The 23,084-nt window shown below is 26.8% G+C and carries 24 protein-coding genes and 1 pseudogene; 10 read left to right on the forward strand and 15 right to left on the reverse strand.

Translation table 11 applies throughout. The features are described from left to right. Positions 1-7: 7 nt before the first annotated feature. From BUB01_RS12020 to BUB01_RS12030, 3 genes are all read left to right on the forward strand, one after another. Complete coding sequence (locus BUB01_RS12020) at positions 8-1,606, forward strand: recombinase family protein (RefSeq protein WP_072987886.1); 1,599 nt, start codon at positions 8-10, stop codon at positions 1,604-1,606. Between the two features lie 157 nt (positions 1,607-1,763). Further along, a complete protein-coding gene (locus tag BUB01_RS12025; RefSeq protein WP_072987889.1) occupies positions 1,764-2,009 on the forward strand; it encodes a hypothetical protein in 246 nt (81 codons plus the stop codon). Positions 2,010-2,071: 62 nt separating this feature from the next. Then, positions 2,072-2,272: a hypothetical protein gene (locus BUB01_RS12030; protein WP_072987891.1), complete on the forward strand. Its 201-nt coding sequence runs from the start codon at positions 2,072-2,074 to the stop codon at positions 2,270-2,272. A gap of 328 nt (positions 2,273-2,600) precedes the next feature. Here BUB01_RS12030 and BUB01_RS12035 read toward each other — a convergent pair whose 3' ends face one another. From BUB01_RS12035 to BUB01_RS12065, 7 genes and pseudogenes are all read right to left on the reverse strand, one after another. Next, positions 2,601-3,011, reverse strand: a complete 411-nt coding sequence (locus BUB01_RS12035) for a hypothetical protein (protein WP_072987893.1) — start codon at positions 3,009-3,011, stop codon at positions 2,601-2,603. A gap of 151 nt (positions 3,012-3,162) precedes the next feature. Next, the gene (locus BUB01_RS12040; protein ID WP_072987896.1) at positions 3,163-3,711 is read right to left on the reverse strand and encodes a hypothetical protein; all 549 of its coding nucleotides are present in this window, start codon (positions 3,709-3,711) and stop codon (positions 3,163-3,165) included. A 224-nt stretch (positions 3,712-3,935) separates the two neighbouring features. Further along, positions 3,936-4,307: pseudogene (locus BUB01_RS12045) on the reverse strand (sugar phosphate nucleotidyltransferase); the annotation flags it as partial. Positions 4,308-4,542: 235 nt separating this feature from the next. Then, a complete protein-coding gene (locus BUB01_RS12050) occupies positions 4,543-4,815 on the reverse strand; it encodes a hypothetical protein (RefSeq protein WP_072987902.1) in 273 nt (90 codons plus the stop codon). A 5-nt stretch (positions 4,816-4,820) separates the two neighbouring features. Next, complete coding sequence (locus tag BUB01_RS12055) at positions 4,821-8,321, reverse strand: vWA domain-containing protein (RefSeq protein WP_072987905.1); 3,501 nt, start codon at positions 8,319-8,321, stop codon at positions 4,821-4,823. A gap of 278 nt (positions 8,322-8,599) precedes the next feature. After that, positions 8,600-10,144, reverse strand: a complete 1,545-nt coding sequence (locus tag BUB01_RS12060) for a recombinase family protein (protein ID WP_072987909.1) — start codon at positions 10,142-10,144, stop codon at positions 8,600-8,602. Then, entirely contained in the window at positions 10,141-10,332 is a 192-nt protein-coding gene (locus BUB01_RS12065; protein WP_072987912.1) for a hypothetical protein, read from the reverse strand. Before BUB01_RS12065 ends, BUB01_RS12060 begins: the two co-directional genes overlap by 4 nt. 178 nt (positions 10,333-10,510) lie before the next feature. Between BUB01_RS12065 and BUB01_RS12070 the strand changes: the two genes are divergently transcribed. The 3 genes from BUB01_RS12070 (at position 10,511) to BUB01_RS12075 (ending at position 12,487) form a co-directional block, all read left to right on the forward strand. Next, on the forward strand, positions 10,511-10,954 hold the full coding sequence (locus BUB01_RS12070; RefSeq protein WP_072987916.1) for a helix-turn-helix domain-containing protein: 444 nt from the start codon (positions 10,511-10,513) through the stop codon (positions 10,952-10,954). Positions 10,955-11,037: 83 nt separating this feature from the next. Next, positions 11,038-11,214 carry a hypothetical protein gene (locus BUB01_RS23225; protein WP_159433243.1) on the forward strand — a complete coding sequence of 59 codons (177 nt, stop codon included), beginning with the start codon at positions 11,038-11,040 and terminating at the stop codon, positions 11,212-11,214. Next, the gene (locus BUB01_RS12075; protein ID WP_084108717.1) at positions 11,153-12,487 is read left to right on the forward strand and encodes a recombinase family protein; all 1,335 of its coding nucleotides are present in this window, start codon (positions 11,153-11,155) and stop codon (positions 12,485-12,487) included. The genes BUB01_RS23225 and BUB01_RS12075 overlap by 62 nt, the downstream gene beginning before the upstream one ends. Positions 12,488-12,616: 129 nt before the next feature. On the opposite strand, the gene BUB01_RS12080 is transcribed toward BUB01_RS12075, so the two are convergent. Further along, positions 12,617-13,084, reverse strand: a complete 468-nt coding sequence (locus tag BUB01_RS12080) for a hypothetical protein (protein WP_072987922.1) — start codon at positions 13,082-13,084, stop codon at positions 12,617-12,619. A 417-nt stretch (positions 13,085-13,501) separates the two neighbouring features. Continuing rightward, positions 13,502-13,768: a sugar phosphate nucleotidyltransferase gene (locus tag BUB01_RS12085; protein WP_072987925.1), complete on the reverse strand. Its 267-nt coding sequence runs from the start codon at positions 13,766-13,768 to the stop codon at positions 13,502-13,504. 296 nt (positions 13,769-14,064) lie between these two features. Between BUB01_RS12085 and hydE the strand changes: the two genes are divergently transcribed. Then, complete coding sequence (hydE, locus tag BUB01_RS12090) at positions 14,065-15,108, forward strand: [FeFe] hydrogenase H-cluster radical SAM maturase HydE (protein ID WP_072987928.1); 1,044 nt, start codon at positions 14,065-14,067, stop codon at positions 15,106-15,108. Between the two features lie 95 nt (positions 15,109-15,203). On the opposite strand, the gene BUB01_RS12095 is transcribed toward hydE, so the two are convergent. The 3 genes from BUB01_RS12095 to BUB01_RS12105 form a co-directional block, all read right to left on the reverse strand. Then, positions 15,204-15,830, reverse strand: a complete 627-nt coding sequence (locus tag BUB01_RS12095; RefSeq protein WP_072987930.1) for a response regulator transcription factor — start codon at positions 15,828-15,830, stop codon at positions 15,204-15,206. Next, positions 15,827-17,017 (reverse strand): sensor histidine kinase, encoded by a 1,191-nt coding sequence (locus tag BUB01_RS12100; RefSeq protein ID WP_072987933.1) that lies wholly within the window; start codon positions 17,015-17,017, stop codon positions 15,827-15,829. Before BUB01_RS12100 ends, BUB01_RS12095 begins: the two co-directional genes overlap by 4 nt. 142 nt (positions 17,018-17,159) lie before the next feature. Then, complete coding sequence (locus BUB01_RS12105) at positions 17,160-17,885, reverse strand: DUF3298 and DUF4163 domain-containing protein (protein WP_072987935.1); 726 nt, start codon at positions 17,883-17,885, stop codon at positions 17,160-17,162. Positions 17,886-18,415: 530 nt separating this feature from the next. Here BUB01_RS12105 and BUB01_RS12110 point away from each other — a divergent pair. Next, positions 18,416-19,279, forward strand: coding sequence for a polysaccharide deacetylase family protein (locus BUB01_RS12110; RefSeq protein ID WP_072987938.1), 864 nt, complete (start codon positions 18,416-18,418; stop codon positions 19,277-19,279). 110 nt (positions 19,280-19,389) lie between these two features. Here BUB01_RS12110 and rluF read toward each other — a convergent pair whose 3' ends face one another. The 3 genes from rluF to BUB01_RS12125 form a co-directional block, all read right to left on the reverse strand. Then, positions 19,390-20,190, reverse strand: a complete 801-nt coding sequence (gene rluF, locus BUB01_RS12115; RefSeq protein WP_072987940.1) for a 23S rRNA pseudouridine(2604) synthase RluF — start codon at positions 20,188-20,190, stop codon at positions 19,390-19,392. Between the two features lie 27 nt (positions 20,191-20,217). Then, entirely contained in the window at positions 20,218-21,324 is a 1,107-nt protein-coding gene (locus tag BUB01_RS12120; RefSeq protein ID WP_072987943.1) for an anti-sigma factor domain-containing protein, read from the reverse strand. A 69-nt stretch (positions 21,325-21,393) separates the two neighbouring features. Beyond that, the gene (locus tag BUB01_RS12125) at positions 21,394-21,993 is read right to left on the reverse strand and encodes a class D sortase (RefSeq protein ID WP_072987946.1); all 600 of its coding nucleotides are present in this window, start codon (positions 21,991-21,993) and stop codon (positions 21,394-21,396) included. A gap of 310 nt (positions 21,994-22,303) precedes the next feature. Between BUB01_RS12125 and BUB01_RS23230 the strand changes: the two genes are divergently transcribed. Both BUB01_RS23230 and ispF read left to right on the forward strand, forming a co-directional pair. Next, positions 22,304-22,462 carry a hypothetical protein gene (locus tag BUB01_RS23230; protein WP_159433244.1) on the forward strand — a complete coding sequence of 53 codons (159 nt, stop codon included), beginning with the start codon at positions 22,304-22,306 and terminating at the stop codon, positions 22,460-22,462. Positions 22,463-22,544: 82 nt separating this feature from the next. After that, complete coding sequence (gene ispF, locus BUB01_RS12130; RefSeq protein WP_072987949.1) at positions 22,545-23,012, forward strand: 2-C-methyl-D-erythritol 2,4-cyclodiphosphate synthase; 468 nt, start codon at positions 22,545-22,547, stop codon at positions 23,010-23,012. Positions 23,013-23,084 lie beyond the last annotated feature (72 nt).

Raw genomic sequence — 23,084 nt, forward strand, 5'->3', positions numbered from 1 at the left:
ATTTAATATGAAGAAAGCTGCTATATATGCTAGAAAATCTAAGTTAACTGAAAAAGGTGATTCTATAGATAATCAAATTAAGCTATGCATAGGCTATCTTGCTAATATAGGTATTGATGATTATATTATTTATAAAGATGAAGGCTTTTCTGGCAAGAATACAGATAGACCTAAATTCTTAGAAATGCTCAAAGGTGCTAGAGAAAAGAAGTTTGATTTATTAATCTGCTATAAGCTTGACAGAATAAGTAGAAATGTAGCTGATTTTTCTACCTTAGTTAGTGAACTAGAACTCTTAGGCATATCATTTATATCAGTTAACGAACAATTTGATACTTCAAACGCTATGGGAAGAGCTATGATGCTTATATGTAGTGTATTCTCTCAACTTGAACGTGAAACTATTTCTGTGAGAGTTAGAGACAATATGTATGCCTTAGCCGAGAAAGGTAATTGGCTTGGTGGTGAGATTCCTATGGGGTTTAAAAGCGAACGAGTTTCCTTTACTGATGAAGGTGGTAAAGAAAGAAGTTATTGTATCCTATCACCCGTAGAACATGAGCTTAAAATTATACAAGAGATCTACTCTTTATACTTAGAATTAGGTAGTTTAAGCAAAGTAGAAAAATATCTACTTACCCATAATATAAAGACAAGACGTGGTAAGGATTGGTCTAAAAATACTTTAAGCTATATACTAAGTAATCCTGCATATGTTAAGGCTGATAATAGTATAATTAAACATTTTAAAAACAAGGGATTATCTGTTAGAGGAACCCCTAATGGAATAAATGGTATTTTAATTTATAATAAGAAAATAGGTAAAAATGGTGGCTATAGAAATGTTGAAGATTGGCTTTACGTTATTTCTCATCATGAAGGTATTATAGATTCTAAAAAATGGCTTTCTACTCAGAAACAACTAGCTGCAAATAGAAGTAAAGCTCCCAATATTGGTACTTCTCACTCAGCCCTATTATCAGGATTAATACGATGTGCTAAATGTGAAAGTTATATGAGAGTTGCCTATGGTCAGTTTAATGCTAAAATAGACAAAAAGAGATTTTATTATATGTGTAGCTTAAAACATAACTCAGGAAAAACAAGATGTGCTAATAGGAATATAAACGGCCTTGATTTAGATGCAGCAGCAATAGAAAAACTCAAGGAATTGTCTATAAATAAAGACCTATTAATAAAATATGTTGAAAACTACAAACAAAACCTTCTAAACTCTGATGCAAATAAAGAAATTCAAGCAATAACTAATTCAATAACTCAAAATAAAGCTATGATAAGTAACCTAATTACTAATGTTTCAATGACATCAGAGCAAACTACAGCTAAAATATTTATGGATAGAATAACTGAACTAACTAAAGAAAATACAATGCTACAAGAAAAACTTACTACACTAAAAGAAAAATTAAGTAAAGAAGAAAATAAAACTGTGAACTATGATAATCTAATAGCTAAGCTCAAACATATAACAGATTTTGTTGATAGCTGTGATATTGATGAAAAAAGGAAGCTTATATCTTCTGTTATTAATAAGGTATTTGCTGATGGTGATACTGGCAATATTACATTACAGTTAAAGGGGTAGAAAACTATTAAATCTTCTACCCCACATATGAAAATACTTATATCTCTTGAAGGATTTTATACATTTTTATCTAATATTACAATAGTACTATTAGTAAATATATATAAATGTAAATTAAGGAGGTATTTTAGTAGAGTTATCCTACTAAATATAAATTATGCTAAACATAAATTCATTTATAAAAAATGCTAAAGAAACTACTGACTATACTTGTTATAATATAAATCACCCTATAACAATATTAAATAAATATATTGATGATATTGATGATTTAGAAATTAACATTTCAAATGGCGCTAAATTAGATTTATTGTTAGATTCAATTAATAGATATTTTATTTTCTTGAATAGATGTGAAAATGTATTAAAAACATATTATAAAAATGAACTTATTAAAAGATAAGTTGAGGGTATTATTACCAAAATGTAATTTTATGTTTTAAATATATTTTATAGGAGGTTTTTATGAAAAAAAAATTAATTTTATGCTCTGTATGTTCCTTTTTATATTTAGTATTACTAACATTTTTAGTATCTATAGTAAATAACAATACTATATTAAATAATAATATAAAACATTCATTTAATGTTGCTCTAAAAATAGCTTATTTTATTGGAGTTATTGGAATTGTAATTTCAGGAATATATATTGTAGTCAAAAAGTAGATTAACAATATGACATAAAAAGATTGTTCTATATTTTCAAGACATATTATATATTCCAGCACCTGGTACAAACAAAATATACATGTTATCTATACTAAAATTTAAAAACACAATAAATTATAAATATTTATTAGCTTTTTCATTTTTTGAACGAACTTTATTATAAAAGTTAAAGTTAATGTTATTAAAAAATTTATAAGTTTGATACAACTTTATTCTAAAACTATTATTTTTATTTAACATATTTTAGACACTTATAACTCTAATTTTGATTAAACTTTATTCAAACCCTAAATAACCTATGGGAAAATGCCAATATAATTAATATCTATTTCAGTCCATAAAAATGCTCACTGTGCTTTTCTTTTCCCTTTTTAATTGCCTTGTTCCACCTCTCTAATAGTTCACTATCAAAATTATTATTACTTAATAATCCTAAATTTTCATATATGATACCTAATTCAAAACAGTTACCAGCAAAATCATTAAGAAATAATTCAATGATTTTTAACAGTTCATCCTCTTTGACATATTTATATTCTCTATCTTTCAAGTCAAATTTACTAATTATTTTATTCCATATATCCCAAGCTGCTGGGTCGGCAGATATACAATCTAGAAATGTGCTAGGGCTTAAATCGCCAAGCAAGGCCCCTAAGTCATTATCTTTACTTTCACAATAAAATGAATCAATAAACCAAACCATTGTTAAATAAGCTTCCTTAACGCATAATTTCATTATATCCCTCCTTGAATTTAGTTACTTCATTCTAATTTACTAGGTTGTATATATTGTGTTTTTATAGTATACATAAGCTATCTAATCAATTCGAACTACAAAGTATGCTGAATTCTTTACACATCCTTTAAAAATACCTTATTATAATAAGTTACAACTGCGCTTCAAAGTATTCTATTAAGTCTAATATAAGCTTATCCTTCTGTTCCTTTCGTTTTAGTTCATCAAGAATACCTAAAATATCTATATTTTTAAAATCTATACCAATACATGCTCCATATGTATCCATATTACTAAAAAGCATTTCACCAAAGGTTTCAATATATTTTCCACCAGTCTCCTTTAGGAGACGTTCAGATAATAAAAATAAATATTCAGGTGCACCCCAAGAATCTCGCGAAGCTTTACCGGTTTCTTGAATCAGATCACTTAAAAGCAGTGGTGAAACTGTAACATCGGTATTTAAACAAATATATATTGCAATTTTATCTCGAAAATCTTGGTTTCTATCTTTAAATTCTATACCATTACCACCACTCCGCGAAAAACATATTTTTAAAAAATCATTTGTAGGATTATACTCTTCAATAAACCTTCTTATTGTGGAAATTTCTTGAGATTTATAATAGGTATCTTCTACTTCAGCTAAAATATTAAGAAAGTTTTCTTTATAATTATTTTTAGTAGATTTTTGAGACATCTAATCACCTCTTAAATAATATATTTTAAGTTTAACACTACACAAATTCAATTTCCATTTATTACTGTATTTTTATTTAATAGATTACGCTATTGAATTATTTTATAATTTAAGGAAATACTTAAACTATAACAAAAACATAAAGGATGATGTAAAATAGCTGATTTAAACAATGAAAAAACACTACCTCCCACTCAACTAAAAGCATAGAAGAATTAGCGTACAAGTTTAGTAATAATTGCATCAGCGCGGAATACAAACATTCCACTATTCCATAAATAAGTGCCTTTTAATAGAAAGTCTTTAGCCACTTCAAGATTTGGTTTTTCAGTAAACCTAGCAACCTTAAAGCTTGATATATTTCCAGAAATTCTTTCCCCCATTTCAATATAACCATAACCAGTTTCTGGTCTTGTAGGATTTATCCCTATGGTTACAATGCCTCTTCTTCTATCAGCAATTTCAACTGCTTGCTCTAGAGTTTCTAAATAACTTTTTTCTCCTTCTATATGATGATCTGAAGGCAATACAATCATCACAGCATCCTTGTCCTTCTTTAAAAGCTTAACTGCTGAAAGACCTATGCATGTGGCAGTTGCACTGTAAATTATATTGGTCATTTTAAATATATATGCTCTAATAAATAATCTACATCTATAACATTAGAGTCACCTATATTTTCGAATTGTTTTAATGTAGAAAGTTAATTGGAACTTATATATATTACAAAAATAATAGAGCGGTATATTCTTTTATTTTTATACCACTCTATTATTACTTCTAAAATTCATTTATAGACTTATTTATTTTAAGTGTTCTCTTAATATACCTTTAATTATCATTTAAGTATAAGTAGTTATCAAATCCATCAAAACTATCATATTGCCCTTTAATAAAAATTCCAGCTGTTAGCCCAGAATATAATTCATCAAATTCTCTACGATAAGCTATTATTTTTGTTATTCTTATTTGTCTATACTCATTTGTTTTATTATTTTTTAAATATAATATATCCTCTTTATTAAAATCCTCTATAGTTCTCCCTATTAAATATAGTTCGCCCTCTCTTATATCTACTCCTTCAATTATAAATATTTCCTTCATATTATCTAATCTCCTACTAATTCTAACACTTTTTTATAATACTCAATTAATTGTTCATTTGATAATCGTGGTGTATTATGCAACACATAACTTAATTGGGTCTTATCACTTATTATACTTGGTAAATCAATCCCCATAGATCTTAAAATACTTCTAGATTGTTCTGGTGTTAAATTGATACTTGCCTTTTTGGCAAATTCTTCTGGAAGTAGATTTATTCCGACTTCTTTTTCTAATACAGATATAACATTTCCCTCCTCTATAACTATTCCTTCTAAATCTGTTTTTGTAGCAATATATAATACTCCATTTCCATAATTATTTGCCTCTGTCGCAAAAACGGTTGATACAACCGGATCTGTAGAAACAGGAGTTATTCTCACTCTTTGTAATCCTGAACTACCTTTATATCCAACTGTAGTCCCCCTAAAATATAAAATTTCTGAAGTTGGAATTGCATCTTCAATATTTTTTAAATAATTTATATTATTTTGTAATAAAGTACTTCCACCATTACTATACATTGTAAGTGCATTCCATGCACCAAATGCTTCAATTCCTTCTGCAAGTAAAGCAATCTCTCCAGCAGCCAAATATGATGCACCTATTATAATACCTGCAAATGCAACATCTTTTAGCACTTTATTTAAATCAATACTATAATAAATAGTTAATGTGCCTTCTGCATCTGTTTTAACATCGCCAGTAAAGAAATCTATCCAACTTTCCTCAATTGGTGTCTCTCCCTTATCCACCCATCCATTAAACCATTCGTGTTTATAGTAATGAGGGTTTTTACCTGTAAGTATCTTAAATACATCATTAACAATAGCTTTATTCTGTACAGTTAGATAATCCCTTACTCCGTTAATATCAAATGTAGCAATTATTGCCGCCTCTTCTTTACTCCAGCTAGTTTTTCTATTTTCTAAAAGCTTTTGCAAATTTTTATACATATCACTATGAGTAAAAGTTTCATAGTCATCCTCTGATTTTATCCCTCTTGTTATTTTGGCTATATCTGATCTAAAACTATAGATATCGTGTCCAAACATAATCCATTTATCGCCATTATTGAAAGTTATATTATTATTATTTTTTTCGCTTATACAAATATCATATTTAGTTGGATTTATATCTTTTGAATCATCTAAGCTATCCCCATCTGTGTCTTTAACTGCTGGATTAGAGTTGAATGTCCAACATTTATAAGATTTATTCCCTGATCCACCATAGTATATTTCTTCTTGTCTATTCAATTCTATTAAATCTGGTACACCATCTTTATCCGTATCTACAGAGTAATCTCCCAACTCTGGATCCTTGGCTAAGTGTACAATACTCCCATTTGAAAGTCTAATCCAAGCTCCATCATTTGATAACGAAGACATTTTTTCAATTAAAGGGTGTAAAATAGAAGCAAAAACATCATAAATATCTGCTATTATACCATTAGTCTCAGTATATAACTTCTCATAATATTTTTTAGCAGAACTACTAGTAATAACTGAAACACTTATATTATTTTCCTTTAAAAGTTTTATTTCTTTATCCATAGTTATAGATGGATCATTTGCTGTACCTTCTTTATAACCTGCATCTGTAATTAATATTATATATTTTGACACACTTTCCCTGAAATTTTTATTCCTAGCTACATCAAGCCCATCTACAGATGATTCTTCCCAATCACCACCACCATCTGCATATAAGTCACTTACTGAATTTTTGAAATCATCTACATTTGTAAACCATCCATAATCTTTTGTGGAGTATAGTCCATCTGTAGTTATATCCTTAAATCCTACCAATCCCAATCTAATATCTACTTTTTTCTTTTTTAATTCCTCTACAACTGCATTTATATTATTTTTTACATTACTTATAGCATTAGACATTGAACCAGTAGTATCAATTACAAAAACAACATCAGCTTTTCCAGTTTCTATCTTACTATTGCTATTTAATACATCAATATCATAATAATAATCTTCTTCATCTATAACAAAGTAATAACTAAAGTGATTTACTACTGAAGATACTGTATTATTTTCTTCATCAACTTTTGATTCTAAAATTTCAATTTTATTTTTTTCTGTATCATAGTAAGCTAATTTTAAATTTTTTATTTTATGACTTTTTAATACATTATCTCCTATTTTAAAAGTCAATTCAGCACTATCAAATTTTAATGAGTCTTTATGCTCTATTTCAAAAGGATGTCCTACCATACTATGAATATTAGTAAATTTTTTATTTTCACTAACATCTTTTATAGTAATTTCCTTACTAAAATCTCCTTTACCTTTAATTGTTAACTGTGGTGTAACTAAGCTTTTTGAAATATCCAATCCATTATATTTTGAATCTATTAACTTTTGTGTTAATATTTCTTCTGAATCTATAACTCCATTTCCATCGGAGTCTTTAACTAATGGGTTGAGACCATTTTTTATTTCTGTCCCATCTCCCATTCCATCACCATCTGTATCATAAAGTTTAGGATTAGTGTGATATTTATTTACTTCATCATAATCTGATATTCCATCTTCGTCTGTATCAGCTGATCCAGGATTTGTTCCTAGCTTGTATTCTTCTAAATTTGTTAGTCCATCTTTGTCATAATCCTCATTTGCAAGCGGATGATGTAATTGTACTCCATTTTGTAACATGGCAGAAATTAAAATATCATTTTCATAAATATCTGGTAATCCATCATTATCTTCGTCTTCTAAATTAATATTTCCACCAATTAAACTTAAATCATCATTATTACTCGTTACATTTAATAAGCTACCTCTATATATAATCTTATCTGCAATTATTCTACCATTTAAATTAAAATTTGAACTATTTATAGTTACAGTACCTTTAGGTGCATAAATAATACCATTAAAATTTGCTTTAGTAGTATTAATATTTATATTTCCATTAGTTGAACAAATAACAAGCTTCTCGGATACATCTTGGTTTAAACTAGTTGCTTTAATATTTATGTCTTTATCTGCCATAATATAACTTTTGATATTTAAAGATGATCCACTAATTTGCATTTCACCATGTACTATTATAGGTTTGTCCACTTTTATGGTTTTATTATTTAATTGTTTATTTCCATCTATTACATCTGCATTATTTGATATTTTTTGCTTTATCCCACCACTTAAATCTGGTACTTTAATATTTTCTGTCCCTTCAATTTTATTATCAATGTTAATTATTGAACCACTTGCATCAATTTTATCCTTTGTTTCGCATTTACCATTGATATTCAATTTAGAACCTGAGAATTTAAAAATCCCATTTGAATGAATATCACCTTTCATCTGCATCTCTGAAGTACTAATTTCTAATGTCGAATCAGATGTTGATAAAAGTGTATATTCACTCCAATTACCAACCTTTGTTTTCTCATTTGCTAGAACCATTCTAGCAGGTAATAACTGTATAAATAATACAATTACAAGCAAATAAGCTATATACTTCTTATTCAACCTAATTTTCATATAAATTCCCCCTTAAACTTCTTTACCTTTTAATTGTAATATTTACATTTTAACCCTTCAAGTGTTTTCTTTTACTTTTTTTACTTACAATAACTCAAATTCACTTATAAAACGACATTTTTTTCTTTGTTCCATTACTAATTAAAGTTAATATAGTTATTGCATCTTACATTTATTTCAATATATTGTTTCATTATAAAAATAAATTATTATATCTCCCACACCACTTTTTTTATAAAATATTTATCATTTATAATATAGTGTAATATAGTTTGAAATTAATTATTAAAATTTAAGAATATTTCTAGTTTATTTTTTCCATCCTTCTTTAATACCACAATCTTTTTAGCAATTTTTTCAACAGTTTCTCTATCAAAATCATCAAATTCCAATATTTTATCAATATATCCTCTATAACTTTCAAAAATCTCTTCTTGCTTTCTAGTATCATTTATTCTAGAAATTATCTGTTCTTTTCTTATTTCTAACTTTTTTTGTTTACTTTCTATATCAGCTATTATCCCTTTAAAGTTTCTTTCATTAATAACACCATTTAATTTATCTTCATAAATAATACTAATCTTTTTATCCAATTTTTTTAGTTCTTTCTCTATATTTTTAAGTTCCTTATCATCATTATTTTCCTTACTAAGCTCTTTATTAATATCATCGCACAGCTTGTCTTTATCTATCTTTTCCTCAACTAATCTTTTTAGCTCCTCTTTTAAAATAGATTTTAAATACTCTTCTTTCACAGAATGTGCTGTGCACCTTCCCCCTCCTCTTTGAGAGTTCGAGCACTTATAGCCTTCATAGGATTTTCTATAGCACATACTTCCTCCACAGTCCCCGCATTGAAGAACTGTAGAAAACAAATGTAATTCCCCTTTATGTCTATTTTTCTTTGCTCTAACCTTTATTAATCTTTGAACTTCATTAAATGTATTCTTATCTATTATCCCTTCAAATTCTCCACCCAAAACCCATTGATCTTTATCAGTTGTTTTAACTTTCTTTATTTTATAACTTACTTTTTTAAATCGCTGCTGTACCATATACCCACCATATTTAGGATTCTTTAAGATTGATAAAATAGTATTTGCATTCCATAATCCAAACTTAGACTTTGCAAAGTTTTTTATTCTTGCTGACGGTGGTTCTATTCCTCTTTTATTTAGTTCAGTTGCTATCTTACCTGCTCCCCAGCCACTTAAATAATATTTAAAAATATCTTTAACTACTTCTGTCGTTATATCATCTGCAGGTATTAACTTTATTGTTTTAACATTTCCTTCATACAGAGTATCAAACTTATACCCATAAGGTGGCTTACTAGCTATGCTTGACCCTCTAAGCATTCTTTGCTTTAATGCATCTTTTATTCTTCGTGAACAATCCTTAACATACATCTCATTCAATATATTTTTAAAAGGTATAATATCATCAAATTCATTATTTGTATCTACATTATCTAGAACTGAAATAAATCTAATTCCATTTACCTTAAAATAATCCTCTAAGTAATAACCAGCCATAACGTAGTTACGTGAAAATCTTGATAAATCCCTTGTAACTACCATATTTATCTTTCCTGCTTCTATAGCATCTTTCATTTTTATAAAGCTAGCTCTTTCAAAATTTGAACCTGAAAAACCTTGATCTTCATAGATTTCAACAAGATTATATATGCTTTCAACATCAGTTTTACTTTTATCTAAAACCCATTTTTTAAGACTATCGACTTGAGCTGGTATAGATTCACTTTGTTCTTTCTTATCTGTAGAAACTCTAGCATATATAGCTATATTCCATATTTTCTTCATTTGCTTTCACTCCCACTGTTTATAATAATAGGAGTCTCTGATGATTCTTCTCTTATATAACTTATCCCTTTTTCTTTAATTAATTCATTTTTATAAATATTCAACTTTCTGATTACTATCTCTTTTATTATTTTCTCAAAATCCTCATTACCATATATAAAGCTTACTTCTATCTCCTTATTTTTCAAATTAATTCTCCTAATTATTGCTTTACTTATTAATACATAAGCTTTTATCTTTATATGATAATAAACCTAGAATTTTCACCTTCTATTTTTTATGTTTACTTAGCCATTTTTATATTAAATTTCTATATGTCACAATAAGTTGAATATTTAATTTTATTAGAGTCAATAATCAAGCTATATGGAGGTGATTGGTATTTCTAATATAAATAAAAAGCTAGGTGAAGTTGTTAATGAAAGACGTAAAGCAAGAAAACTTTCAACTAAAGAATTGAGTACTTTGTTACAAATATCTGATGGTACTTTAAATAATATAGAAAATGCTAAGGTTGATACTTTCCATTTAGATGTATTAAACAAATTGGTAAAGGAACTTGCTATTCCCTTAGACGTGATTTTCCCTAAAACAGACTTTGTAATAAACTTTTCAAAGCATAATACATCTATCCCTATTAAACTTACTGATGAAAAGCTATATGAAATATATTTAAAACACCTAGAACAATATAATTCTCTATTCTATTTACTGTGTGCTGGCAGCTCAAGTAATGAAAATTTAATTTTACTTTACGAAACAATAAATAATTTATATGAATTAATTAAATCTAATTCTAAAAATGGCTAAGAAAAATCTTAGTCATTTTTTATTTAACAAAATGAATATTCAATTTATTAATGGATACTCTATTTTATAGGAGGTGTCTTTTCATGATAGATAATGATATAGAATTTATGTTAAACGAAGAAGGTCTTAGAAGTAATAAATTTAACCAATTTGTAATAAACCTTTTATTAGATAATATTTTTAATAAGGGGTCTTTAGATGATAATAAAAATTCCAGAGCCAGAAGAGTTGATGTTGAAAATGGCAACACAAGCGAATAACTACACAGCTATATATGCTAGAAAATCTAATCTTAATAGTGAAGGTTGTTCTATAGAAACACAATTAAGTCTAGCTAAGAAATATGCTTATGAACATAATTTATTAATTTTTAAAGAATACTCTGAGGTTTTGTCTGCTGTGAAAAATGATATACATAACCGTACAGAACTTGAGAAATTACTTCAAGATGCAAAGTCTGGCAAATTCAAAAATCTAATACTATATAGAAGAGACAGACTTGCTCGAACATCTAAAGACTTCTTAATACTAAAAAGTAAATTTAAAAAATATGGTGTTAAACTTCACTATACAGCAGATACAATGGTCGCTGATGATTCTCCTCTATCTTCATTTATAGATAACATATTAATGGCTGTTAGTGAACTTGAACCTAATAACATTGCTATAAGAACAGCTAATGGTAGAAAAATCAAAAGAGAAAGTGGCTATTATGAGGCCCGCTTAGCTCCATTTGGATTTATAAAAGAAAAGATTTTTATTGAAAATAAAGAACGTTCTTATTTTTACCCAGATAATACTTATGTAGATATGATAAAAAATATTTTTCAAATCTATGTTGATAAAGATGACATTTTAGATTTTTCTCAACTTAGAACTAAACTATTGGATGAAAACATTTGTAATCTTTCCACAGAAAAGATTACAAATTTAATTTTACACCCTATTTACTGTGGAAAAATGTTTTTTAAACCAGCTTTTAAGTTTATAAATGGTTATTTAATAGATACAGCTATTAATGAACCACTAGAGTTTACTTTTAATAATTTTATTAACTGTAAAAACGTAGATGCTATTATAGACGAAAACCTTTGGTTTGAGGCAATCTGTAAGTATTTAAGTGTTACTGAAAAAAAGATTAATGATAACTTAAAAACTATACAAAAAGATTTATTTAAAGGAAAAGTTTTTTGTGGTAACTGTTCTAGCTTATTACATAAAGCAAATACCTCATATATATGTACTAACTGCTCAGATGTCAAGATTAGTTATAATAAGCTTATTAAGCGATTAAATAATTTTCTTAGAAATGATCTATTAGATGAATTTAGACTTAATAATTATATAAAAATTTGCACTCGAAATATTAATTCTAAATTAAATACTACTAAAGATGAGCTTAAGGAAAATATAAAATCTCAAACTAAATATGTAAATTTATATTTAGATGATAACTCTAACAAAGACATTTCTGATAAATTAATAATACTCAAGAAAACAGAAAATGATTTAACCGAATTAATACTTCAATAATGATAAAAGCATCTACTCATATACCCCTCCATTATGTACTTTGTATAGTCGTCATATAATGTTACATATTTATGATAACAAAATTTTATTATACACTATAAAACCTAATTTAAACTCATAATATATATCCTAAATTCCAATATGAAGTATAAAATTATTACCCTGCTGAGTAACCTCAGCGAATTGAGAAATCTTCTTAAAATTCTCAACTACTAATTCCCTATCATACTCAACATACTCCCGTTTCCAATATCCATCTGTTTCATTTTCTTCTACCCATATTAGCTCACTAGCTAATTTAAATTTACTTGGTGCAGCTGAAAATATATCAATCCACGCTAGTATAACCTGATATAATTTTTTAGCTCCTGAATAGTTTATTATAGTTTCTCCATAATAATCTAAGCCATAGAATTCACTAGTTTTTCCCTGTTTTAAAGAAGGGATCCATTTTAATGTATCATTGATATACCTAATTAATGAATCATCAATACCTACTTTATCTTTCCAGGTATATCTATTTTCTGAATACCAGTCAAAGCAATCTTCTAACTTTAAATCTTTAGGAATAAGAAAAAATTCATGTTCTAAACTCATACAATCACCTTTATAAAAATTATTTTTTTCTTATAATAACTGATGTAGGTAAAATATCTTTCTCTAATATCAGTTATTATAGTTTTCTTGAAAATAACTTCTTATCATAGATGTTCTCTTAATCATCTAATCTACCAATTAAATGGTTACAATTAGAATCCAAGGTGAATCATCTATTACTATAACTTTATACTTTTAATTATTACCTATATTTTACATCAAAGCTAACAAGATATCAACTTGTTCAAATTTCAAAAGTTTATTGAAAGAAAAACTCACTTCTCCAATACTCCACTTTATATAATTATATAAACAAACTGCCTCACATACTCTTCTTTTAGAATAAGCCAACTATCATTAAACATACTTACTGTTTTTCTCATTAAACTATTCCGTTCTACAAATGACCATTGTTGACTATAAAGCAGTTTCTTTATTAGCAGGTTCAGTAAATATATTCTCGCCCCTTATATCTAATAACTCTGCTCTTATCTTCTCTTGGTAATCATTATTAGTCACTACATAAATATTTTCTTTGGGTATTACCGGAGTGACCCTTTCAACTGTATTAACCAAGAAGCTTTTCTTATTTACTACTTTTAAGAATTGTTTAGGCTGACTTGATCTTGATAATGGGTACAGTCTTGTTCCTTTCCCTCCTGCTAAAATAAGTGCATAAAGCAAGATGCCTTCAACTCCATGAATTGTTTATATTCCATTTTATGTATAATGTTGTTACTTGGTGAATAATTTAGTCACACTATTTTTTGCTAATAATTATTGAAGTGTTTCTTTTAACTAATAAATTAATAAATGTACTGATTTATAATAAATCACTTGTAAAAAAGCTACAATCCTATGCTGAAAAAAGTAGAATTTAGGATACGTATAAAATTTAGAATATATTATTTCTTTCCCTTATTCACTTTTCATTATATAATTATTAAATAATAACATTTCCCCGTAGGAGGATTCTAATTATGCTAAATTTAATTGAAAAAGCCAAAACTACCCACAGTTTAACTAAGGAAGAATTAGTTTTACTTCTAAAAAACAATGATATAAATGAAGAGTTATTTAAGGCTGCTGATGAAGTCAGGGATAAATATTTAGGAAATTTTGTTCATTTAAGAGGTCTTATAGAATTTACAAACATTTGCCAAAGGAATTGTATGTATTGTGGCCTTAGACGTGACAATAAAAATCTTAAGAGATATAGATTATCAGAAGATGAAATCTTAGATTTTGCAAAGAAAGCTGTAAGTTATGGTTATAAAACTTTAGTGCTTCAAGGTGGTGAAGATGCTTACTTTACAGTAGAAAGATTAACTAAAATAGTCAAAGAAATCAAGGCTTTAGGTGTTGCTCTTACTTTAAGTATCGGCGAAAGAAGTTTCGAAGAATATAAAATACTAAAAGAAACTGGCGCTGATAGATTCTTACTTAGAATAGAAACTACAGATAAGGATCTTTACGAAGAACTTGATCCAGGCATGAGTCATGATGAAAGAAAACGTTGTTTAAGTGACTTAAGAAAACTAGGCTATGAGGTTGGCAGTGGTAGCCTTGTGGGTCTTCCAAACCAAACTATTGAATCTTTAGCAGATGATATTCTTTTCTTTAAGAATTTAGATGCTGATATGATAGGAATAGGACCTTTTATTCCTAATGAAGATACACCACTTAGCGATGCTGAGGGTGGAAATTTCACTTTATCTTTAAAGGTTATGGCACTTACTAGACTACTTTTACCTGATATAAATATCCCTGCTACTACAGCCATGGAAACACTAGATAAAAATGGTAGAGTTATAGCCCTTCAATGTGGTGCTAATGTAGTTATGCCTAATGTTACTGAAGGTGAATATAGAAAACTTTATGCTTTATATCCAGGAAAAATCTGCACTGGCGATACGCCATCTCATTGTAGAGGTTGTATAACTGGAAAAATAACAAAAATAGGTAGGGTTGTCTCAGATGGTCCTGGCTTCAGGGCAAATGGGGCAGAACCTAAAAAAAGATAAAAGAAATCCACAAAGTTCATCTAAAACTTTGTGGATTTATATATATTCTAAATAACTCTTATAAATAATATTTTACTTATACTTCTTTTGCTATTTTACTTGAAGTTGCCTTTTATATATGAAATAGCTATTTGAGTTCTATGACTTAACCCAGTCTTATTTAATATATTAGATATGTAGTTCTTTACTGTTCCTTCAGAAATAAATAACTTAGAGCTTATTTCTTTATTTGATAATCCTTCAGCTATTGATTCTATAATTTCAATTTCTCTTTCTGTAAAATTATCTTTATTTATTTTTTCACAACTATCATCCATATTATTTTTTAATTTTTCTAATACTACATCTTGGATAACACTATGTCCTTTATGAACCATTTTTATGGTATCTATTATTTTATCAGGAGGTGTGTTTTTAAGTATATAGCCTTTAGCACCATATCTTATAGCATCTTTTATAAAATCATCTTCATCAAAAGTTGTAAGTATAATTACTTTCGTCTCACTTTTATTAACTATGTTTTTAGTAGCTTCAACTCCATTCATAACTGGCATTCTAACATCTAAAAGTGCTACATCAACTTTATTCTCTACTATGAATTTTGAAGCAACACTTCCATTTTCACAAGTTCCAACTACCTCTATCTCTTCATCCATACCAAGTATTATTTTAAGGCTTTCTCTTATTAACATATCATCATCACAAATTAAAAGTTTAATCACTGTTTTTCCCCCTTTATATATATTGGAAATAGTATTCTTAATGAAAATCCATTACTTCCATCTATTATTACCTTACCATTAGCCTCAATAACCCGTTGTTCTATCCCTGTTATCCCCATACCTTTCTTCAAATTAATAAACCCTTTTCCATCATCTCTTATTTCAACCTTTATGAGCTTATTAAGTATATATATGCTTACATTTATATTTTTCCCTGATGAATATTTTATAGAATTAGTTATAAATTCTCTAAGACAGTCCCCTATAATCAGCCATTGATTATATTCTATAACCTCTAAATCTCCATTAAATACTAAATTAGAATTAAAGCCAGTCCCATTAACCCCTTGTTCTAGTATCAATCTTATTCTATTTATACCTAAAACTTCTTTTTCAGGTCTTATTTCTCTTAAAGTCATTCTTATATCATCCATACCAACTCTAAGTAAATTTATAGTAGAACTCAGCATTGTTTTTCCTTGTTTAAATTTTTCATTTTCAACCTCATTATTAGTTTTCATCATACTATTCATAATAAGTTTTACTGCTTCTAATTGAAATATTCCACCAGCTAAGGTATGACCTAATTTATCATGCATTTGCTGCGCTATCTTATTTCGTTCTTCTAACTGTGAGGTATATGCTATCTGCTTTTCATAATTATTTCTTTCTAATAATTTTTTCTCAATTTTAAAATTTAACTCTCTTAAATCATCATTCTCGCTTAAGAGTTTGTCCATTCCTTTTACATAATTCTCTACAATATAATATAATAAAAATGCCCAAATTGAAATAACTATATAAATTGGCCAATATATATATGGAACTATATATAAAGATAATATTGTTAACATGAACATCCTTAAATATTTATTTTTATTTATAAATATAAAATCATAAATATTTAAGGACATCAATATTGCCAACTCTGGTTCTACAAATAAAGATACTATCACTATAAATATTAATGTTCCGCTAATTATATTTCTTTTAGCTTTCATGTCACTTACTATAGCTATACCTAAATTCAATGATATATATACTAATACAGATAATATATACATACTATTTTTAAGCTTTCCTATATCAGCCTTAAGTGCAATGTCATTTATGTAAAAATATATACATAAAATAATAGCCACTAATTTAAAAAGTAATATATATTCATTATAATTCTTTAATTTCATTACTTTTCCCCCAACGATAAATTATTAAATAATCCGCCGTTTTATAACCATTTTATTTTTTGGTTCTTAAATTTTCTCCATTCATATACCAAATTTAATAAATATATTCTACTATATTAGTCATGATAAATATATAACTATTTTAAGTTATAGGATATTTTAAACCCTCTTTTATTTCTGAATATGGTATTTTGAATTCCCTTATACCACCTACATATGGAGCTATTTCATAAAGTTGAAAATAAATTATTAAGGCATCCTCTGTTAAATAGAAATCTTGATTTACCTTTATAGTTTTAAACACGGCCCCATTATCAAAATACTCTTCTGGATTTTTAGCTATCTGATTTTTAATGTTATTATTTATTATCTTTATATAATTATAGTTATCTTTAAATAAATCTCCTAAACTTAATAAAGTTCCTGTATTTACTGCAAAATTATATCCATTTCTTATAGTTAATCCATGCGCACCACCGGTATATTGATAATAATCTACAGGTATACTTAATATATTATCTTTATTTAGAGCTACTTTATATTTACTTACAATTTCAAAAGGTATTAATTCCCCTTGTATATCTTTATAATCATTTTCATATTGTTTTGCTGATTTATTTAGATCAACCCTCCAGGATTCAATATCTCCACCTATTTTTTTATTGATTTTCTCCTGAGCTTCTTTATACTTATTTATATTTACTACTGGATATGTTACATCTTGATGTATATAGGTTAAATCTTCTTTTATTTCCTTTGAAGTTACTGTAACTCTAACATCAATACTTTTATCATCTATAGCAAAACCATTAGTTGATATTAATAAAATAATGCAAACAATAAGTAATATAACCTTTCGTTTTCTCATATTTTCTCTTCCCTCACATAAAACATTCTTTTTGTTTATTATTCCCCTAATATACCATCAATTATTCATTTATTTCTGTCTTTAACACTCTAAAATCTTAATATTATTAACTTTTTAACTATAGTAATCTCGATTTTTCCTATAAATTAAAAAGTTATCCACAAGCCTATGTGGATAATGTGTATAATTTACATTTTATGTATTTTTTTCTTTGTTTTATTTTTTTTATTTAAACTTTAAAAATAAAATATAGTTTCATACTTAAAAAATTTTAGTATTTTGTTAATTTAAGTATAATTATACGTATTATTCTAAACTAAATATATATATTTCAATTTGAAACCTACATTTATATTAATACACTTGTTAAACACAAAATAAATATAATATTAAATTTAATTTTTGGAAATCATATTACAACATATATATTTATTTTTTTATTTATCAATACTACTATGGTATAATATTATAAATGTAGTCAAATAATACAAATATGTTGTTAGTTAATAATTTTAGAAAGGTTTGATATAATGAAAAAAAACTCAACTTCTGCTTTAATATTTATATGTACTTTTTTGGTAGTTTCTATAGTGATAGTCATGATCCATGAAAAAAATATTAAAGCAACAAAAACTAATGATCCTACAAATACTATAAGTTCTAAAGAGGATAAACCTTCTATCGCCATATCTGAAAACCGTTTTGAAGGCTTAACCCTTACTAATAAAGATATTGGTATTCCAGTCATTTGTTATCATGCAATCTCAGAGTCTACTAATAACGATCTTCTTTTATCGCCTAAAAAATTTGAAGAACAATTAAATTATTTAAAAGAAAATAATTATACTCCTATAACTATGGATGAACTTTATGGATTTTTGAAAGAAGAAAAAGAAGTTCCCGAAAAATCAGTTGTATTAACTTTTGATGATGGGTATAAAGATAATTATACAAATGCATTTCCAATATTAAAGAAATTTAACTTCAAAGCAACTATTTATGTTATATCTGATAGTATAGAAGATAATCTTTACCTTACAAAAGAGCAAATTAAAGAAATGTCTGACTATGGTATAGATATAGAAAGTCATACTCAAAAGCATGACAATCTATCAACTTTAAACTTGGATAAACAATATGAAACTATGCTTAATTCTAAAGAAGCTCTAGAAAAAATAACAAAAAAAACTGTTTCTTATATAGCATACCCATTTGGAAAATATAATCCAAATACAAGAATAGCTGCCGAAAAAGCTGGTTATAAACTAGGATTTAATTTAGCTGGAGGGCTTGCAGATAAGCATGATAATGCCTATAATATAGACCGCTTATATATAGGTGGTAATTATACTCTATCTCAATTTATATCAAAAATTAGCAAAACACACAAATAAAAAAATCTACTTAAATAACTTTCCTGTCATGCCTTAAGGCTCCAAGTTACCGAAAATCCTATAAGTCAACTTAAAATAGCTAAATAAAAAAAGACCTATTAGGTCTTTTTTTATTTAGCTATTTTTACGGATTTAGCTATTAATTTATTTATTTCTTTAAGCTCTTCTTTAGTTAGGTTTCTCCAATTACCTATTTTTAAGTTACCTAACTTTACATTCATTATCCTTATTCTTTCAAGTTTAGTTACATTATATCCAAAATACTCACACATTCGTCTAATCTGTCTATTTAAACCTTGTGTTAATATAATTCTAAAAACCTTCTTACCTTCTCTTTTAATGAAGCATTTATTAGTTACTGTATCCAATATAGGAACTCCACTTGCCATACCTTTTAAAAATTCTTCTGTTATAAGTTTATCTACTGTAACTATATACTCTTTCTCATGATTATTACCGGCTCTTAATATCTTATTTACTATATCTCCATCATTAGTTAAAAAAATAAGTCCTTGCGAATCTTTATCAAGTCTTCCTATTGGAAAAATCCTCTTTTCATGTCCTATAAAGTCAACTATATTTTCCTTTATTTTAGCTTCAGTGGTACATGTTATTCCTACTGGTTTATTAAGTGCTATATATACTAATTCGTCTACCCTATTTATAGTTTTCCCGTCCACTTTAACTACTTGCCCAATTGAAACTTTAGTTCCAGTTACAGCCCTAGAACCATCTATAGTAACTCTACCTTCATCTATTAATTTGTCTGCTTCCCTTCTTGAACAAAAACCAGATTCACTTATATACTTATTTAGTCTTGTAGTACTTCCTTTATCTTCATGTACTATTATACGTTCTTGTTTAACATTTGTAGTTTTTACTTTTTTGTTACCATTCTTTTTACTTTCCATTATTAGTGCACCTTTGCTTCTTAACCTCTATTTTTTTTGCTTCTCAATAGTTATTATCTTATCTTCTTGTTCCTTTTTCTCTTTTTCTTTAGCTTTTATTATTTTTTCCTTTTGCTTTTTCGCTTCCTTTTCCTCTTTAGTAAGGGGTTTTATATCAACAAGCTCACCGGAATTATTGATATTGATCTTTAATTCCTCATATCTTATATATTCCTTAGCCTTTTGCAAATCAGAATCTTTTATAGGTGAACCTATTATTATTATATTCATTCCAGTTCCACTATCTAAAAACATTTTATTTTCTGTTATATACTTTATGGCTTCTATTATTCCCTCACTAGTATCTTCACCTTTTACATTTATGCTATTTGCAAGCATCTTTCCCTTTTCAGTTTCAGACGTTACATTTATTATTTTATTAAAACAATTTACCTCTATTTTTATACCAGAAGTTGCTTGTATTCTTATTATAGATTCTGACTTTGTATATCTATAAATCATTACGCCAATCAACATACTTAATATAACTAATAATAATATTATTTTCCCTTTATAACGCTTTAATCCCTTCTTTTCCTTTCCAACTATTTCACGGCCTAAACTATCTTTCTCTGTTCTATTTATACTTATGAAATCACCATTAGCTGTTAAAATAATATTATTTTTTTTATTATTTTTTAAAACTATTCCACTATATATGTCTTTTTCTATATTAATATCAGATTCATTATTATCTTCTTTTATGCCTATATTAACATATTCATTAATACTCTTGAAATTCTCATTTCCTATTATTAACGAATAAGCAATTATATAATCATTCATTCTTTCTAGTTGAAGTTTACTAATTTTGATACTCTTACTTAACTCATTAAAGGGTAATTCTCTTTTTTTACTGAATTTCTCAAAAAGCGAATTATCTTTTGATAAATAATATGCTATATTTAAACTTAAATTTTTCATATCATCTGTAATACTACTATTAACTAAAGATTCTAAACTTACTTTATATAACTTAAGTTCCTTAGCAAAAAAAAATATATCTCTTCCATTAATATCATTATTCTTCACTACTTTAAGTTTATTTGAACTTTTAAATATGTATTTATCTCTTTCAAAAATTATTTCACTCATATAAAAGTTTTCTCCTATTCTTATCACATAATTAAATATTTAAAAAAATAGACTCTGGTCTCCCTAAGTCTATTTTTCTAATTTTCCTTTAACTATTAACCTTTGTTTTGCTCCTTCTGTACAGGTTACTAAAGTTATTGTAGCATCTTTTGTTTCATCTAAAACTTCAACTTTATCAGGATCAACTATAAATTTTTCAGTGACCTTATATTTATACTCCTGTTCTTTCGTTCTTATTATTAGATCATCGCCCTTTTCTAATTTATCTAAATTCTTAAAAAATTCTGCATAAGTAAAATTTCTATGACCTGCTAATGCAAAGTTCCCTGGTTGTCCAGGTTTTGCAGTATTAGGAAAATGTCCTATTGCATACTTTAAAACATCCATATCAACACTTTCAGCAACTGCAACATTTAAATCTAACTTAGGCACTACAAGCATAGCTATAGTTTTTATATCTTGACCTACTGGTCTACCATCTGGTGATGCTTCATCTTCCTTTTTATTTTTATTATTATCACCTAAATCCTTCATAGATTTTTCAAATTGTTCTTTTAGCGCCTTTTGTTTTTGATATGTTTCATACTTTCTATAGCCTGTAATACCAATAAGAATAATACCTGCTATTATTAAAACTATTCCAATAATATTTATAATTTTATTTTTCATGGATTTTTTCCTCCAATTGAAAACTGTGATTTTAAGCATATTACTTAAAATAATCAAAAATATAATTTATTCTTTTTTATAACATATGACTTATTATAACATATACTATTTTATAATTTCTATATTAAAATTACTTTATATCTCTATTAAAATTATATATTTTTTATTACTTTTAAAAAAATATTAATAAAAAAACTTTTAATGAATATTAATATCAAACCTTTTAAATTATTTTTGTAAATATGTTAATTTTTTATATATTTAGTGATATAATAGTAGTATAAAACATTTAAGATATGGGGTGTTTTTTATGGATAATAAAATTATCTATGTAGATTTTACAAATAGAAAAAAATCAACTAAAACTAGATTTTATTTTATAAAAAATATTTTCTACAAAATAGGCACTTTCTTTAAATCGTCTAATAAATCTAATACTAATTTAAATTCCACAAGAAAAATATTATAGCTGCAGCAAACGTTTACTTTGTTTTAATTATTCTTATATGTTAATATATTTTATAAAGATTATAACATAGGAGATGATTAAAATGAGAATCGGATCAGGATATGATGTTCATAAATTAATTGAGAACAGACCTTTAATTCTAGGTGGTGTTACTATACCTTATGAAAAAGGACTTTTAGGACATTCTGATGCAGACGTATTGCTTCATGCAATTATGGACTCTCTATTAGGAGCTGCAGCCCTTGGTGATATAGGAAAGCATTTTCCTGATACAGATGAACAATACAAAGGAATTTCTAGTATCAAATTATTAAATAAGGTTTCAGAGCTTCTTTGTGAAAATAAGTACTCTATTGAAAATATAGATGCTACTATAATTGCTCAAAGACCTAAAATGGCTCCTTATATAGATACTATGAGGAAAAACATTGCACTAGCATTAAATATTTCTATAGACAAAATCAATGTAAAGGCAACTACTGAAGAAGGGCTTGGCTTTACAGGCTCAGGTTTGGGCATTTCAGCTCAAAGTATTTGTCTATTAACGTAACTTAAAAGGCCTCTCTTAAATCGAGTAGGCCTTTTATTAATTCATATTATAAAAAAAGTTAATTTAATAAAT

Source organism: Clostridium cavendishii DSM 21758, assembly GCF_900141845.1.
GTDB classification, from domain to species: domain Bacteria; phylum Bacillota; class Clostridia; order Clostridiales; family Clostridiaceae; genus Clostridium_AG; species Clostridium_AG cavendishii.

Coding starts and splice junctions, on each gene's coding strand:
- BUB01_RS12125 (WP_072987946.1), bottom strand. CDS start 21,993: ATGAAAAATAAAATTATAAATATTATTGGAATAGTTTTAATAATAGCA.
- BUB01_RS12120 (WP_072987943.1), bottom strand. CDS start 21,324: ATGAGTGAAATAATTTTTGAAAGAGATAAATACATATTTAAAAGTTCA.
- BUB01_RS12055 (WP_072987905.1), bottom strand. CDS start 8,321: ATGAAAATTAGGTTGAATAAGAAGTATATAGCTTATTTGCTTGTAATT.
- BUB01_RS12020 (WP_072987886.1), top strand. CDS start 8: ATGAAGAAAGCTGCTATATATGCTAGAAAATCTAAGTTAACTGAAAAA.
- BUB01_RS12080 (WP_072987922.1), bottom strand. CDS start 13,084: ATGAGTTTAGAACATGAATTTTTTCTTATTCCTAAAGATTTAAAGTTA.
- BUB01_RS12035 (WP_072987893.1), bottom strand. CDS start 3,011: ATGAAATTATGCGTTAAGGAAGCTTATTTAACAATGGTTTGGTTTATT.
- BUB01_RS12060 (WP_072987909.1), bottom strand. CDS start 10,144: ATGAAGAAAATATGGAATATAGCTATATATGCTAGAGTTTCTACAGAT.
- BUB01_RS12075 (WP_084108717.1), top strand. CDS start 11,153: ATGATAATAAAAATTCCAGAGCCAGAAGAGTTGATGTTGAAAATGGCA.
- BUB01_RS23230 (WP_159433244.1), top strand. CDS start 22,304: ATGGATAATAAAATTATCTATGTAGATTTTACAAATAGAAAAAAATCA.
- BUB01_RS12100 (WP_072987933.1), bottom strand. CDS start 17,017: ATGAAATTAAAGAATTATAATGAATATATATTACTTTTTAAATTAGTG.
- hydE (WP_072987928.1), top strand. CDS start 14,065: ATGCTAAATTTAATTGAAAAAGCCAAAACTACCCACAGTTTAACTAAG.
- BUB01_RS12070 (WP_072987916.1), top strand. CDS start 10,511: ATGGAGGTGATTGGTATTTCTAATATAAATAAAAAGCTAGGTGAAGTT.
- rluF (WP_072987940.1), bottom strand. CDS start 20,190: ATGGAAAGTAAAAAGAATGGTAACAAAAAAGTAAAAACTACAAATGTT.
- BUB01_RS12040 (WP_072987896.1), bottom strand. CDS start 3,711: ATGTCTCAAAAATCTACTAAAAATAATTATAAAGAAAACTTTCTTAAT.
- BUB01_RS12030 (WP_072987891.1), top strand. CDS start 2,072: ATGAAAAAAAAATTAATTTTATGCTCTGTATGTTCCTTTTTATATTTA.
- BUB01_RS12105 (WP_072987935.1), bottom strand. CDS start 17,885: ATGAGAAAACGAAAGGTTATATTACTTATTGTTTGCATTATTTTATTA.
- ispF (WP_072987949.1), top strand. CDS start 22,545: ATGAGAATCGGATCAGGATATGATGTTCATAAATTAATTGAGAACAGA.
- BUB01_RS23225 (WP_159433243.1), top strand. CDS start 11,038: ATGATAGATAATGATATAGAATTTATGTTAAACGAAGAAGGTCTTAGA.
- BUB01_RS12025 (WP_072987889.1), top strand. CDS start 1,764: ATGCTAAACATAAATTCATTTATAAAAAATGCTAAAGAAACTACTGAC.
- BUB01_RS12050 (WP_072987902.1), bottom strand. CDS start 4,815: ATGAAGGAAATATTTATAATTGAAGGAGTAGATATAAGAGAGGGCGAA.
- BUB01_RS12110 (WP_072987938.1), top strand. CDS start 18,416: ATGAAAAAAAACTCAACTTCTGCTTTAATATTTATATGTACTTTTTTG.